Genomic DNA, 12,916 nt, shown 5'->3' on the forward strand with positions numbered 1-12,916 from the left:
TTACTCCACGAAAAAATGGCGGTGCTGACAAACGTGCTATTTATGGCAAATTAGTAAAATAATTGTTAATGCTCATAACGTTTTACTCAGACAAACCGACACAGGCTTATCCTTGTACACACCATAGCGCGCGGTTTGTTGATAGCCGTGACGCTGATAAAACGCTACCGCACGGGTATTAACGACGCGGGTAGAAAGGCGAATTGCCTTGTAGCCGCGCGCCCGGGCAAGCTGCTCTAGGGCTGACAGCAGCGCCGCGCCGGTTCCCGCGTGCTGTCGGGTTGAAAACATGCGTTTCAGTTCGGCGGTTTCAGCGGAAACATGCACGAGTGCGCCGCAGCCAACAGCGTTACCCACTCCATCGGTGGCAAGTATCCACAGCGCCCCGTCTGATGGCGTAAAGTGATGGGTTCCGTTGTCGCCGGTTATTGCCAACAGCTCGGCTGACAGGCGGGCCGTCAGCGTCTGTAGCGCGGGTGCGCTGCCGGGGACGATGTCGGTATGAATCATCGAGTCTGCCCCCAACGGCTGCGCAGATAATTCACGGCATCCTGCGTTTGCGGCTGATTCAGGAAATCTTCACGAAACAAGATAGTGCCATCAATCTGCGGGAGGGAATCGTTAAGATCCAGCTGTCTTTTCAGCTCCGGCACGCCACCGTTAATCGTCCATTCAGGCTCATTTTTCGCCGGCACGCCAACTTTATATAGGGCGATACCGATATACAGGCGAGTTTTGGTCGGCTTGACGACGTTAGCCCACCAGTTTGCCAGCACGTCATAGCGGGCAGCGCTGCGCGAGAAGGGCCAGTAGATTTGCGGCGCGATATAATCCAGCAACCCTTCCTGCACCCAACGGCGCGTATCCGCGTAAGATTCATCGTAAGCGGCCGCGCCGCGCGTGTCTGAGCCTGCCGCATCATGTGAGCGGTTGCGCCAGACGCCCGCAGGGCTGACGCCAAATTCTACATTCGGCTTGAGCTGCTTGATGGTGTGGGAAACCTGCTCGATTAACAACTGTGTATTATGTCTGCGCCAGTCTGCTTTGGACGCAAAGCCCTGACCGTATTTAATGAAGGTCTGGCTGTCGTTCAGGGCTGAGCCGGGGGACTCGGCATAGAAGTAATCGTCAAACTGGACACCATCGATGTCATAACGCTTGACCACCTCAGCCACAATACTGGTTATCCAGTCACGGGCATCGGGAATGCCCGGATCGAGCACATAGCGATCCCCCGCGGTACGAATCCAGTCACGATGGAGCACAAATACGCTGGCAGGATGTTGCGACAGCGTGCGGTTTAGCTCGGCTACTGTTGAAGGTTTGGTATTCACCGATACACGGTAGGGATTGAACCAGGCATGTACCCGCATACCGCGCCGGTGCGCTTCATCGAGCATGAACTGCAGCGGGTCAAAGCCCGGATTCTGCCCAATTTTCCCGGTCATCATGTCTGACCAGGGCAGGATTTTTGAGTCCCAGAGCGCGGTTCCGTCAGGTTTAACCTGGAAGAACACCGTGTTGATTCCCAGACTTTTCAGTTTATCCAGCTTATCCGTCAACGCTTTTTTCTGCACCCGAATGCGCACGTCGTCGCTGCTGATATTCACCGAGGCGAGCGGCGGCCAGTCGAGGCGTGAAACCGTGGTGAGCCAGACGCCGCGCATGGGTGCGTTGTGCGGCACCGGTTGAGAAGGCGGCGCAGGTTTACTGGCGGGCGGAAAAGGCGTAACCAGAGACTTAGGCGGCGTCGAGGCACAGCTGACCAGCAGTAAAGCCGAGGCTAACAGGCCGGGTTTTACCGCCGCGTTAAGGCGGAAAAGATCGCGAAGGCTGATGATGATAAACTCCGTGTAGCGCAGTCCTTGATGCAGGCTATTCTGATCCTATTTGCCGCAAAGTCAATCAACCCTGCCAGCATCTGGTCACGCAGTTTGCCTTACCCGGCGCCTGAACTTTTTATGCTGAGGCGTAACCTGAGCAAAGGAGCGATAAATGAAAACATTTAAAGGCAATAAACAGTCATTGCCGGTTCGCTATTGCAAACAGTGCCAGAAACCGATGACCTGGCGCAAAAAGTGGGAAAAGTGCTGGGAAGAGGTGCAATATTGCTCCGAGCGCTGCCGTCGGCAGCGGCGAGCCACAAATGCCGATGCCTGAAAGCCGGTAAAATCCTGTGGTTTTGCCTGCGATAACCCGCCATGTAACATTTAGCAAAAGTTATCCTGGCTTTTACATCACTGTTCCCACGCACCAACGCAATTACTGTACCAGGCTTAAAGAAAAGCCAATAACAGTGATTGTGGAGCAATATGAAAGAGCAAGAGAGCACATCAGGCATTCATACCTATGACGGTGCGGCGGGCGGCTGGGGCGCGTTAAAAGCAGTGGCCGGTGCCATTCGCGGACAGATGGCGGTAACCCAGGATGTCATTGCGCTGTTCAAGGTCAACCAACCTGAAGGGTTTGATTGTCCGGGCTGCGCCTGGCCCGATCCCAAGCATACTTCATCGTTTGAGTTCTGTGAAAACGGCGCAAAAGCGGTTTCCTGGGAAGCAACCAGCAAACGCACCACACCTGAATTTTTTGCGGCGCATACCGTTACCGAGCTATGGGGGCGCAATGCCCATGAGCTTGAGGGAGAGGGCAGACTGACGCATCCGATGAAGTATGATCCCGCCAGCGATACCTACCAGCCCATTGCATGGGAAACGGCCTTTAACGAAATTGGCGAGCGACTGCGGAGTTATCAGGATCCCGACAGCGTGGAGTTTTACACCTCCGGCCGCGCCTCTAACGAAGCGGCGTTTCTCTGGCAGCTGTTTGCCCGCGAGTTTGGGACCAACAATTTCCCCGACTGCTCAAACATGTGCCATGAGCCAACCAGCGTAGGCTTGCCAGAATCCATTGGCATCGGCAAAGGCACGGTGGAGCTGGATGATTTTGACCACTGTGATCTGGTGATTTGCATCGGTCACAATCCTGGAACCAACCATCCCCGCATGCTGGCAACCCTGCAGGAGGTGTCAAAACGCGGTGCCAAAATCGTCGCCATCAACCCACTGCGCGAGCGCGGTCTTGAACGTTTTACCGCGCCACAGAGTCCGGTTCAGATGATAACCCTCAGCTCAACGGAACTCGCCTCAACCTATTATAAAATTCGGGTAGGCGGCGATGCCGCGATGCTGAAAGGCGTGATGAAATGTTTGTTGGCGATGGATGATGAAGCTAAAGCGAACGGCAACCCTGGCATCTTCGATGAGACCTTTATTGAACAACATACGCAAGGCATTGACGCGTTAAAGGCAGATTTGGCTGCGACAGACTGGGATCATATCCTGAAAGTGTCCGGTATGACGCGCGAGCAAATCCAGCATATTGCTCACCTTTATGCCAATGCTGAACGCACAATCATTTGCTACGGCATGGGGATTACCCAGCACCAGTATGGAACGCAAAATGTTCAGCAGATTGCCAATCTGCTACTGTTGCGCGGCAATATGGGCAAGAAGGGCGCAGGAATCTGCCCTTTGCGCGGTCATTCTAACGTGCAGGGCGATCGTACCGTTGGCATCACTGAGATTCCCTCCGAAAGCCTGTTGAACAGTCTTGAAAAGGTTTTTGGCTTCAAGCCACCGGCCAAACATGGTCACAGTGCGGTACAGGCCGTTCAGGCGATACGGGATGGCAAAATCAACGCGTTGCTCTGCCTCGGCGGTAACCTGGCCGAAGCGATGTCCGATCCTCAGGTGACGTTTCCTGCCATGCGCAAGCTGGACATGGTCGTGCACATGGCCACCAAGCTGAACCGGTCACATTTGCTTCTGGCAAAACACAGCTATCTGTTCCCGGTGTTAGGCCGCACAGAGATCGATCGGCAGCAATCCGGCGCGCAGAGCGTCACGGTTGAAGACTCCATGTCGATGGTGCACGCATCACGCGGTACCCTTGATCCTGCCTCACCGCATCTGAAATCCGAACCCGCGCTGGTTGCCGGCCTGGCGAAAGCCACACTGCCGGGCACGGTAGTGGACTGGGACAGCATGATCGCCGATTACAGCCTCATTCGCGACGCCATCGAGAAAGTGGTGCCGGGCTTTGAAAACTTTAATGAGCGCCTCCAGCAGCCAGGCGGGTTTCGTTTACCCAACGGCGCCTCCGAGCGAGTCTGGCACACGTCGTCGGGCAAAGCGCAGTTCCTGGTCATGGAAGGCATCAATGAAGATCCGCGCTCGCTGAAGTGCCACGACCTGGTGTTGACGACATTGCGCAGCCACGACCAATATAACACCACGCTGTACGGCCTTGACGACCGCTATCGCGGAATCAAAGGACGCCGTGATGTGTTGTTTATCAGTGAAAATGAGGCGGAAAAAAACGGTGTCCGCATGGGCGATCGGGTGAATGTGATTGCGCTGGATCCTGACGGAAACCCAACGCATCGTCGTATTGATAATCTCACCATTGCCGTACATGACATGGCTGAAGGTTCGGTCGCAGCTTATTATCCCGAGGCTAACGTACTTATACCGCTGGACAGCTACGACACGAAAAGCGGTATTCCTTCCTATAAAAGCACCCCGGTAATGATGGAACTGGCCCAGACAGAGGCGCCAGCGGATAGCGCAACGCGCCGCTAAGGGTTTTCTGCTGGTCTAAACCAAACCTTAACGAACGGCCATCTGAGTGGAAATCTCTACTCAGATGGCTATACAATCGCCGGGAATTTTACTCATGAGGCAATCAACCTTGGACACAAGTCCCGAACGATTACACCTGGCTTCTGCAGTAAGATAGTCTTCTGGCTGTCTTAACTGCGCGTTAAGATGGCGGCTCAATCTTCCCTCCATAACGTGATGTGCTCTGTGCATCAGCGCCCGCTGTAATCCATTTTATTCATCTTTATTTTTCCGTACTGCGCATACGTGCGTAGCGGAGAGAGGTTTATCATGGACTGGAAAATCTTTTTACTGCGCGTGTCGGCTGCGCTGATTCTTGGCGCGCTGATTGGCTGCGAACGCCAGCTGCGACAACGTATGACCGGCTTGCGTACGAATGCGCTGGTGAGCACCGGCGCCTGCTTGTTCGTTCTTATGACCCAATGTGTGCCGGGCATTGCCAGCGACGCGACGCGCGTTGCCGCCTATGTGGTTTCTGGTATTGGTTTTCTCGGCGGCGGGGTGATTATGCGCGACGGATTAAACGTTCGTGGCCTGAACACTGCCGCCACCTTGTGGTGTACCGCGGCCGTTGGGGTGCTGTGCAGCATGGGATTATTGCTTGAAGCCGCGATTGGCTGCATGGTGATTCTGTGCGCCAATATCCTGCTGCGCGAGCTGGCGCTGGGCATTAATCGTCAGTCCATCGTCTCCGCCGACGAAGCGGTGCAACATTATAAAGTACAAATTGTCTGTCTGGCTCAGGATGAAGTTCAGGTACGCAGCCTGATGCTGCACAGCCTGGGCAACAGCGGCTTGCGCCTGCAGTCGCTCCATAGCGAAGATATGGATCCGCCACATCGTATGGAAGTGAATGCTGAAGTGATGGGACAGCCCAGCATGACCGGACAGCTTGAAAGTCTGGTGAGTCGCATCAGCCTGGAGAAAGGTGTCAGTTCCGTGCGCTGGCAGGTGTGCGGGTTGGATCCGAGTGAAAACGGATAGAACAAAAAACAGGCGTCGCTACGTGAATTCTGAGGAACGGGCAGGGGAGTAATCCGTCAGATTTCGCGTAGCAGCGTGATTTTGTTTATTAATTTCTGTTCCCATCGCGCAAATTTTGAGCTATACAAGGAGGGCCTGACGCTCGAAGTGTAAGGTTAAGTAAAGCGGAGCTTTGATATTTCTATAAGCGAATGAATAGGTTATAAATCCCTTAACTTTGCTGACTCTTTATCTTTACTGTGCGGATCACTCGATGAAGCGTAGAACATCTTTCTTTTTACTTTCCGGCCTTATATTGCTGATTTCCGGCTGCAGCCATCATCCTCGTCCCGAAGCTCCAGAGGACGTTTCCGCATCGGATTCAGCTCAAAATCCTGATTTAATTCCCATTGTTGCTGCACTTCACGACCAAATGCACACCTGGCATGATACGCCATACCAATGGGGCGGCACGCAGCTGTCGGGCGTGGACTGCTCTGGTTACGTCTGGCGTACTTTGCATGACCGCTTTAATCTGCCGATGGACCGCGTGACTACCGCCGATCTCCTGCATATGGGCGTACGCGTAGCACCGGAACATTTACAGCCGGGCGATTTGGTGTTTTTCCGTATCGGTGGTGGTATGCATGTCGGCTTCTATGACACAGACCATCAGTTTATTCATGCCTCGGCCAGCAAAGGCGTGATTCGTTCGTCACTGGATAACCCATACTGGAAATCCGTTTATTACCAGTCGCGCCGGCTGACGCGTGAATACGGCGCGCAGGTGACGTTGAACCGAACAAGTTGACGCGAAGAACGCAAAGCGGTTTGCTGGCGAGTGCGTAACTGGAAAACTTGCTGCCGTAGTGCTGAAAACACAGTGCTGAAACTACAACGCCGAAATCTGTGCAGCGGCAGTTTGCGTGCGGATGATTATTCTTATCGCATTGTTATGATTGCTTGCTGATGAGTACGCGCGAGAGCAGCCTGAACGGTCAAAGCGCATGACGCATGAATAACGGAGTGTGATGACGCTGCCGTGCAGCTAAAAGTGGGCAATAGTCAGATCCTGACAGGCAACGCTACGTGAATTCTGTATAACCCGCAGGGGTTCTGTGCGCCAGTTTTCACGTAGCGCGCCTGGTGATCAACGGGCTTCAGGTCCAGAGGGGACGCAGGTGAGGTGCCGGTGCGTAACCGGGTACGTGTCGGGATGCCTTATTTAACATAATATACATTATGCGCACTTTTGCAGGTAGACTTTGATATGGCCGTTTAGCTCGTCTTTTTCGGATACGAAGCCATTTCTGTCTCTTTTCGCCCTGGCTTTAAGTTTTCCTGATGACCTACATCTCATTCATTTCGTCATCAGGCCACAATCGAAAAAACTGCTTTGCCGTTTTGCGACTTTCCTCTTTACTCAGTGAGATTAAATGATGATGAACTTTTGCGACGCATGTTCATGGTTCGAAATGCGCATCAGCATCTCTGCTCTGTCGAGATTCACTTAGCATAGAGAAAGCGTGTTTATGGAAGATGCACACATCATCTTAATTTTTTTGTCAGGCTGCATGGGCTGCATGATTACCTGCAAACCAAACTGGCGCGGCCAAATGAAAGTTAGTGCACCAGGTTGCCAAATTCTCCACAGAATTCAGCAAAATCCATCAAGGCGAAATTTATACGATTGCCAATTGAGGTCTGTTTATAGGTATGATTATTCAGGAGCATGTCAGTTCACCTGCAATGACAACCTTACAACGGATACTTTCACCTGTTTACACCACAACGATATCCCTTAAATAACTGCGCTGCCCTTTTCTTCTTTGTCATGAATGAGAACTAATGACTTATGATCTGACGTTGTTACCGTCCAATTTAACCCTCCCGCAGTCTCTCCTGAGACATTGCCAGGTTTTCCTTCGCTTCTGAGTACTGATAAGACGTCAGTTCAATCTGATTTCCATCAGGATCGGAAAAATAAACGGACATCGACACCTGATGATCGCTGACTATAAAAGGTATGGATTGCGCTGCCAGAATGCGCAGTAACGGACAAAAACTCGTGGCTTCAAGGCTGAATGCCACGGTATTGCCGGGCGGCTGATGTGTTCTTAAAAACAGCGAAATCACGGCAGCGTTATTTTTTAAAACCAGAGGGCCACCTTGCTTAAACCAGAACAGCAACGACTCATCGCGTGAAAACCCCAGTACGTCGTTATACCAGCGCTCTGCCTTATCCAGGTCATGCACATAAATGTGGACGTGGTCGATTTTAACTAAGTTCACTTTCACCTCAATGACAACCTATAAAGAGAATCAGCATCGAACATATCGTGCAGTGATGCAAAATAATGCGCACACCATGAGCCCTGATTTAACATAACTGGGTAATGGAATATAGAAGCGTGCCCATTCTCTGATGCATCCCTCCTTTCAGCATGTTCTTTAACTTAGCGCGAATAAGGGATTTTTTCCTGATGATGCCTCTGCGGGTTAGCGCTATCATTAATAAAAAGTAATTTCATCATCTTATATGTGTAGCCTATGAAATTAATAAATACATCATTAGATGATGTATTTAAATTTTCAAGTATCGTCGATATATCTTATTTATGGTCTGGATAATTGCATGATCGTATCGCTATAAACGGGTTAACCGACCTTCTTCTGGCTTAGTCAGTTTTTCCAGCATTTATTTTTTCTACTTCCCAGATGAATCTGAATCCATGCTGGTCAACATTTCTACGAGATTGTCTGGATATACCGTTTCGGTTGTGGCATTAAGTGCACTAATCGACCACCAGTGATAGCTGGCAATAACCGACTTTTCGTTTTCACTCCAACCCAAGGTATCAATCTCGTCTCCCGAGACATTAATGATAAAAAAACGCTCATGTGCCTGAACGCGTTCGCCCGAGGGCAGCGTCATGACAAAGCATCGCTCTCTTCGGGACGGGCCAGGATCGTTCCGGCGAATACCGGTTTCTTCATAAAGTTCTCTGAGCGCCGCCTGCTCGAATGATTCGCCCTCCTCTACGCCGCCGCCCGGCGTTGCCCAGTAAGCATGGCCTGCAAGTGCATCCTGTGTATGCACAAAACGGAACAACAATAGGTTATGCGAAGCATTGAGGATCAGTAGTCGGGCCGAGCGGCGCGTACGCATGCCTTCTTCCTTCTGTTTTAGCTTGGCGCAGTCCTTCAACTGGCCCGCAAAAAATCCTGCCAGCGGCGCGTCAGGTAGTTGTGCTCATCCATGACGGCGTTCCAGACGGCAATATGGCTCATGCGCGCGTCGTAGCTCCCACCATCCCGCACTTCACCCTGGGGAATCAGCGGTGCGCCCCAGGCATCCAGTAGCACCTCTCTCGCAGGCTGGCCGCCGTACCAGAAATCCCACTCTGCAGCTGACAGATGCGCCCGGCTGCGTTCCGCGTTGGAGATATAGTAACCCTGCCGCGCCATCACTGCGCCAGGCCAGCCGGACTGCCACCAGTTTAAATAGTCGTAGGACGCGTCTTTGATTCTGCCGGTCGCGCAGCGCGAAAGCGACATGCCGCCGTACCAGGCGCGGTAGCCTTCACGCGGACGTGCCATTTTATAGCCACGTTGATGAAAGTGATGACGGAAATAGATGGGCGCCCACAGGCTCTGCACTTCCACCTGCTGATTGGCAATGAGGTCGCAGGCTTCATCCTGGGAGGCCCAGAATGCCGCAAAATGCCCGTTACGATTGAGGCGCGCCAGTTGCTGCGTCAGCAGGTCGATCTCTTCGAGCGTAAGATTGCCCGTGTTGGCAAAGCGCGCCAGACCTGCGCCCTGCATGGCAAGCGCCGCATCGATGCCGCCCATTGCCGCATCTTCCTGTAAGGCAACCTGGCCCGTTAGTGAAGGATGCAACAGCCATCCCCAGCTTTCCTCCTGCTGCTGTAACGCGGCCGGGAGCCTGTCGGCGTGATAGGCAAAGCTGTCAACGTTGTGCGTCAGCGGCAACATGCTGATGTGATCGCTGGCATGGCTGCCCAGATGCCTGTCGCGCTGCACATAAAGCCGTTCAGAGGGCACGCTGCCGTCAGCGAGCGGCAGATCCGGACGCAGCCTGCCGGTTTTAGCCAGCGGGGTGATCTCGTCCCAGTATTTGAGTCGTTTAATCTCCAGCGGCTGAATGGCCTGCGCGGGCCAGACAAAATCAATATTGTGAAACCACTGATCGTAAAGGTCATAGCTCTCAGGCTGCATGACGGCAATGCGCTGCGCATCTTCCACACTGTGCAGCAAATATTCAATGCGAATGCCCAGATCTTTCTCGGCGCTGACGCGTAGCATTTCGAGCAACGTGACGGAGGTCCCGAGCACGCGTAAAGTGAGTTGATCGTTGACCTTCGCTGCAGAATTCATCGTTTTACCTGTCCTTTAACGCCTGCTGGAAGCGGTTAAATCCCTGTTTCAGCCGCTCTGCGTCGAGTCCGCGCAGAATAAAAACCAGTTTGGAAGTGTCTAAATCCCCCGGCCAGTCGTTCATATGTACGGGCGGATGCAAGGTATGCTGAACGCCGTGAATCACCACCGGCGCACTGGTGCCGCTAAAACGCAGAATGCCCTTCATTCTCAAGACCGATTGCCCATGGCTATGTAACAGCATTGACAGCCAGATAGCAAACGCGGGCCAGTTCAGTTCGTCTTCCAGAGTGATCACGCAGGTCTGGGTTAAAGGGTGATGATGCGTTTTTTGTCCGGGAGTCAGATTGTAGCGGGCATCGCCCACGGCACCAAGCCAGCGAAACCGCTGTGCGTGCGTTCCTTTGGCGAGGCGAAGCGCGAATAACTGCCCGGGTTCGGCCAGCGCATGTTGCGTATCGCTCAGCTCCGCTAGGGGGTTTAAACCGCCAAGCCATGTCTGGAGGGCGAGCAAACCGTCGTGATCGATCCGATCGCATTTGCTGAGCAGGAGTTTGTCAGCCGCGCTCACCTGGGCTAACCATTCGGGCTGATGGGCCGACTGTAAACGGGCGTGCTCTGCATCGACCAGCGTCACCAGCGTGCCCTGACTGAAATGGTGTTTAAGCTGCGGATCGTGCAGCAAGGTTGACAGAATGGGCGCAGGATCGGCCAGCCCGGTGGTTTCGAGTATCACCTGACTAAACGGTGGTAGCTCGCCGCGCGTACGGCGTTCGTAGAGGTCCAGCAGCGCCGTTTTCAGTTCACCGCGAATTTGGCAGCATACGCAGCCGCTGGGTAACAGCACCGTATCCGGTGCCACTTCATTTAACAGATGGTGATCAATCCCGACTTCGCCAAACTCATTCACCAGCAGCGCAACATCGTTAAGATTCTGGTGCGTCAGCCAGCCCTTCAGCAACGTGGTTTTACCACTGCCGAGAAAGCCGCTCAGGATATGCAGCGGCAGTTTTTCATTTCGCATCGCGGACTCTCCGTTACTCGCCATCAAAGCGCCGCCAGCCAGGTCTCATCCAGCGGATCGAGAGTGCGTCGGGTCATCTTCTCGGCTTCTTTCCACAGCAGGTCCAGCGAGCTCACCATGACCTGCTGCCCCGTGGGACTGGACAGCACCCAACTGGTGTGAAACTCGGTTAAGCTCAGTCGCCAGGGCTTAAGCGCCCGGTTAAGCAGCGCCAGCTGCTGCAGGCGTAGCTGACGCTGGGGCAGATTGTTTTCCAGCGCATCGCTCCACTGCGGCCCATTATCCAGCAATCCGCACATTCCACACATCGCGTGCTCCTTAGGGCATTACATCGCCAGAATTCGGCCCCAGCGTCTGACCGACAAACAAGTTGCCGCCCGGCTCACTGGCCAACAGCAGCGCAACCGGTGCCACCTCGTCTGCCCGGCCGAAACGCCCCAGCGGTAGCTCAGCGGCCTTGGCGGTTTTCCACGCCTGATTGATGCCATCGATCAGCGGGGTTTCAATTGGCCCCGGCGCGATCGCGTTCACCAGCACGTTATCGGCAGAGACTTCCAGCGCCAGAGACTTGGTAAAACCAATCACCCCCGCTTTGGCGGCGGCATAATGGCTCAGTTCGGCGCCGCCCTTTATTCCCAGTTGCGAGGCGATATTGATCACCCTTCCCCAGCGCTGCGCCAGCATGGAAGGCAGCGCACGTTGGGTGGCGAGAAAGACGCTGCGTAAATCCACCGCCATCATCTGCTCCCATATGGCCAGCGTGATATCCGTGCAGCGGGCCTGCGTGAGCATACCGGCATTGTTAACCAAAATATCAATCCCATCGAACCGTTCCAGGCAGGCATCCACGCCCGCCGTGGCCCCGTCGACCTCCCCGACATCCGCTACCACACCAAAACAGGGCACACCTAAGGCGCGACAGCGTGTCACCATGGCCTCCAGATGCTCACTGTTCCGGTCGGTCAGTATCAGGTGTGCGCCCTCACGGGCGAACAGCGTAGCGATGGCGGCCCCGATTCCGCTGGCCGCCCCGCTGACAACGCAGCGTTTGCTTGCTAACTGCATACTCTCTCCTTAATCAGGCCAGCGGACGGTCAGCCCGCCGTCGACAATCAGGCTTTGTCCGGTGAGATAACTGCTTTCTTCGCTGGTGAGAAACGCGATTGTTTTTGCCACCTCGTCCGCCCGGCCGACTCGCCCAAGGGGAATCGCGTGCGCCGCTTTCGCCAGCCCTTCCGGGCCAAGCGAGTTGTGTTTATCCAGCGACTGCGGCGTTTCAATCAGGCCGGGGATAATGGCGTTACAGCGGACGCCGCGCGGTGCCAGTTCCACCGCCAGCGACCGGCAAATGCCCGGTACGGCGGCTTTCGCCGCCGCGTAATGAGCATGGTCCTGCCAGCCATAAACCCCGCCTGCAATCGATGACACGGCAACCAGGCTGGCCCCGGAATGCAGATGCGCGGCGGCAGCGCGGAACAGCCGCATCACGCCCGTCAGATCGACATTCAGCATCTCATCCCAGCGCGCATCGCTCATCTCATCAATGCCTGCGCGGCGCAGAATGCCGGCGTTGGCCACCACGTAGTCAAGCCGACCAAAGTGCTGAACGCCCTGGGCGATAAATGCATCGACGGAGGCGGTGGAGCCAACGTTGAGCGGCAGCCAGAGTGCCTCTCCGCCCGCGGCTTCAACCTGTGCTGACGCCAGCGCCGGATCGTGCGGATCCTGCGGGTAATAACCCGCAATCACCCGCACGCCACGCTGCGCATACAGCGTGGCCAGCGCCAGACCAATGCCGCTGGCGGCACCGCTGATAGCGGCGACCGGCGTTCCGTTTTCATTCTGCATA

The 12,916-nt window shown here is 54.4% G+C and carries 13 protein-coding genes; 4 read left to right on the forward strand and 9 right to left on the reverse strand.

What is annotated here, in order from left to right; all coding sequences use genetic code 11:
* Positions 1-72: 72 nt before the first annotated feature.
* Together DFO57_RS04600 and DFO57_RS04605 are read right to left on the reverse strand one after the other, a co-directional pair.
* Complete coding sequence (locus tag DFO57_RS04600; protein WP_110015124.1) at positions 73-510, reverse strand: GNAT family N-acetyltransferase; 438 nt, start codon at positions 508-510, stop codon at positions 73-75.
* A complete protein-coding gene (locus DFO57_RS04605; RefSeq protein WP_170934914.1) occupies positions 507-1,841 on the reverse strand; it encodes a glycoside hydrolase family 10 protein in 1,335 nt (444 codons plus the stop codon). Before DFO57_RS04605 ends, DFO57_RS04600 begins: the two co-directional genes overlap by 4 nt.
* Positions 1,842-1,995: 154 nt before the next feature.
* On the opposite strand from DFO57_RS04605, the gene DFO57_RS04610 reads away from it, so the two are divergent.
* The 4 genes from DFO57_RS04610 to DFO57_RS04625 all read left to right on the forward strand — a co-directional run bounded on the left by DFO57_RS04610 (position 1,996) and on the right by DFO57_RS04625 (position 6,453).
* Positions 1,996-2,160, forward strand: coding sequence for a DUF2256 domain-containing protein (locus DFO57_RS04610; protein ID WP_013025800.1), 165 nt, complete (start codon positions 1,996-1,998; stop codon positions 2,158-2,160).
* 152 nt (positions 2,161-2,312) lie between these two features.
* Entirely contained in the window at positions 2,313-4,640 is a 2,328-nt protein-coding gene (locus DFO57_RS04615; RefSeq protein ID WP_029570018.1) for an FdhF/YdeP family oxidoreductase, read from the forward strand.
* Positions 4,641-4,949: 309 nt separating this feature from the next.
* Positions 4,950-5,663, forward strand: coding sequence for an MgtC/SapB family protein (locus DFO57_RS04620; RefSeq protein WP_014593728.1), 714 nt, complete (start codon positions 4,950-4,952; stop codon positions 5,661-5,663).
* A 253-nt stretch (positions 5,664-5,916) separates the two neighbouring features.
* Positions 5,917-6,453 carry a C40 family peptidase gene (locus DFO57_RS04625; RefSeq protein WP_014593738.1) on the forward strand — a complete coding sequence of 179 codons (537 nt, stop codon included), beginning with the start codon at positions 5,917-5,919 and terminating at the stop codon, positions 6,451-6,453.
* Positions 6,454-7,523: 1,070 nt separating this feature from the next.
* Here the strand turns inward: DFO57_RS04625 and DFO57_RS04630 are convergent.
* The 7 genes from DFO57_RS04630 to DFO57_RS04660 all read right to left on the reverse strand — a co-directional run bounded on the left by DFO57_RS04630 (position 7,524) and on the right by DFO57_RS04660 (position 12,915).
* Positions 7,524-7,934 (reverse strand): VOC family protein, encoded by a 411-nt coding sequence (locus DFO57_RS04630; RefSeq protein WP_110015125.1) that lies wholly within the window; start codon positions 7,932-7,934, stop codon positions 7,524-7,526.
* Positions 7,935-8,349: 415 nt separating this feature from the next.
* Positions 8,350-8,811: an NUDIX hydrolase gene (locus DFO57_RS04635; RefSeq protein ID WP_013025805.1), complete on the reverse strand. Its 462-nt coding sequence runs from the start codon at positions 8,809-8,811 to the stop codon at positions 8,350-8,352.
* Positions 8,812-8,846: 35 nt separating this feature from the next.
* Positions 8,847-10,043: a PotD/PotF family extracellular solute-binding protein gene (locus tag DFO57_RS04640; protein ID WP_110015126.1), complete on the reverse strand. Its 1,197-nt coding sequence runs from the start codon at positions 10,041-10,043 to the stop codon at positions 8,847-8,849.
* A gap of 4 nt (positions 10,044-10,047) precedes the next feature.
* Positions 10,048-11,067 carry a GTP-binding protein gene (locus DFO57_RS04645; RefSeq protein ID WP_015700286.1) on the reverse strand — a complete coding sequence of 340 codons (1,020 nt, stop codon included), beginning with the start codon at positions 11,065-11,067 and terminating at the stop codon, positions 10,048-10,050.
* A gap of 23 nt (positions 11,068-11,090) precedes the next feature.
* Positions 11,091-11,375 (reverse strand): hypothetical protein, encoded by a 285-nt coding sequence (locus tag DFO57_RS04650; protein ID WP_014605818.1) that lies wholly within the window; start codon positions 11,373-11,375, stop codon positions 11,091-11,093.
* A 10-nt stretch (positions 11,376-11,385) separates the two neighbouring features.
* Positions 11,386-12,132, reverse strand: a complete 747-nt coding sequence (locus DFO57_RS04655) for an SDR family NAD(P)-dependent oxidoreductase (RefSeq protein WP_105079482.1) — start codon at positions 12,130-12,132, stop codon at positions 11,386-11,388.
* A 9-nt stretch (positions 12,133-12,141) separates the two neighbouring features.
* Positions 12,142-12,915, reverse strand: coding sequence for an SDR family NAD(P)-dependent oxidoreductase (locus DFO57_RS04660; RefSeq protein ID WP_014605816.1), 774 nt, complete (start codon positions 12,913-12,915; stop codon positions 12,142-12,144).
* Between the last annotated feature and the right edge of the window lies 1 nt (position 12,916).

This window comes from Pantoea sp. AG702 (assembly GCF_003182295.1).
In the GTDB taxonomy this organism is placed as follows: domain Bacteria; phylum Pseudomonadota; class Gammaproteobacteria; order Enterobacterales; family Enterobacteriaceae; genus Pantoea; species Pantoea ananatis.

What these genes read in the sequence shown, in the direction of transcription:
- DFO57_RS04635 (WP_013025805.1), bottom strand. Translation starts at nt 8,811, where the DNA reads ATGCGTACGCGCCGCTCGGCCCGACTACTGATCCTCAATGCTTCGCAT.
- DFO57_RS04600 (WP_110015124.1), bottom strand. Translation starts at nt 510, where the DNA reads ATGATTCATACCGACATCGTCCCCGGCAGCGCACCCGCGCTACAGACG.
- DFO57_RS04625 (WP_014593738.1), top strand. Translation starts at nt 5,917, where the DNA reads ATGAAGCGTAGAACATCTTTCTTTTTACTTTCCGGCCTTATATTGCTG.
- DFO57_RS04615 (WP_029570018.1), top strand. Translation starts at nt 2,313, where the DNA reads ATGAAAGAGCAAGAGAGCACATCAGGCATTCATACCTATGACGGTGCG.
- DFO57_RS04645 (WP_015700286.1), bottom strand. Translation starts at nt 11,067, where the DNA reads ATGCGAAATGAAAAACTGCCGCTGCATATCCTGAGCGGCTTTCTCGGC.
- DFO57_RS04660 (WP_014605816.1), bottom strand. Translation starts at nt 12,915, where the DNA reads ATGCAGAATGAAAACGGAACGCCGGTCGCCGCTATCAGCGGTGCCGCC.
- DFO57_RS04650 (WP_014605818.1), bottom strand. Translation starts at nt 11,375, where the DNA reads ATGTGTGGAATGTGCGGATTGCTGGATAATGGGCCGCAGTGGAGCGAT.
- DFO57_RS04655 (WP_105079482.1), bottom strand. Translation starts at nt 12,132, where the DNA reads ATGCAGTTAGCAAGCAAACGCTGCGTTGTCAGCGGGGCGGCCAGCGGA.
- DFO57_RS04610 (WP_013025800.1), top strand. Translation starts at nt 1,996, where the DNA reads ATGAAAACATTTAAAGGCAATAAACAGTCATTGCCGGTTCGCTATTGC.
- DFO57_RS04620 (WP_014593728.1), top strand. Translation starts at nt 4,950, where the DNA reads ATGGACTGGAAAATCTTTTTACTGCGCGTGTCGGCTGCGCTGATTCTT.
- DFO57_RS04640 (WP_110015126.1), bottom strand. Translation starts at nt 10,043, where the DNA reads ATGAATTCTGCAGCGAAGGTCAACGATCAACTCACTTTACGCGTGCTC.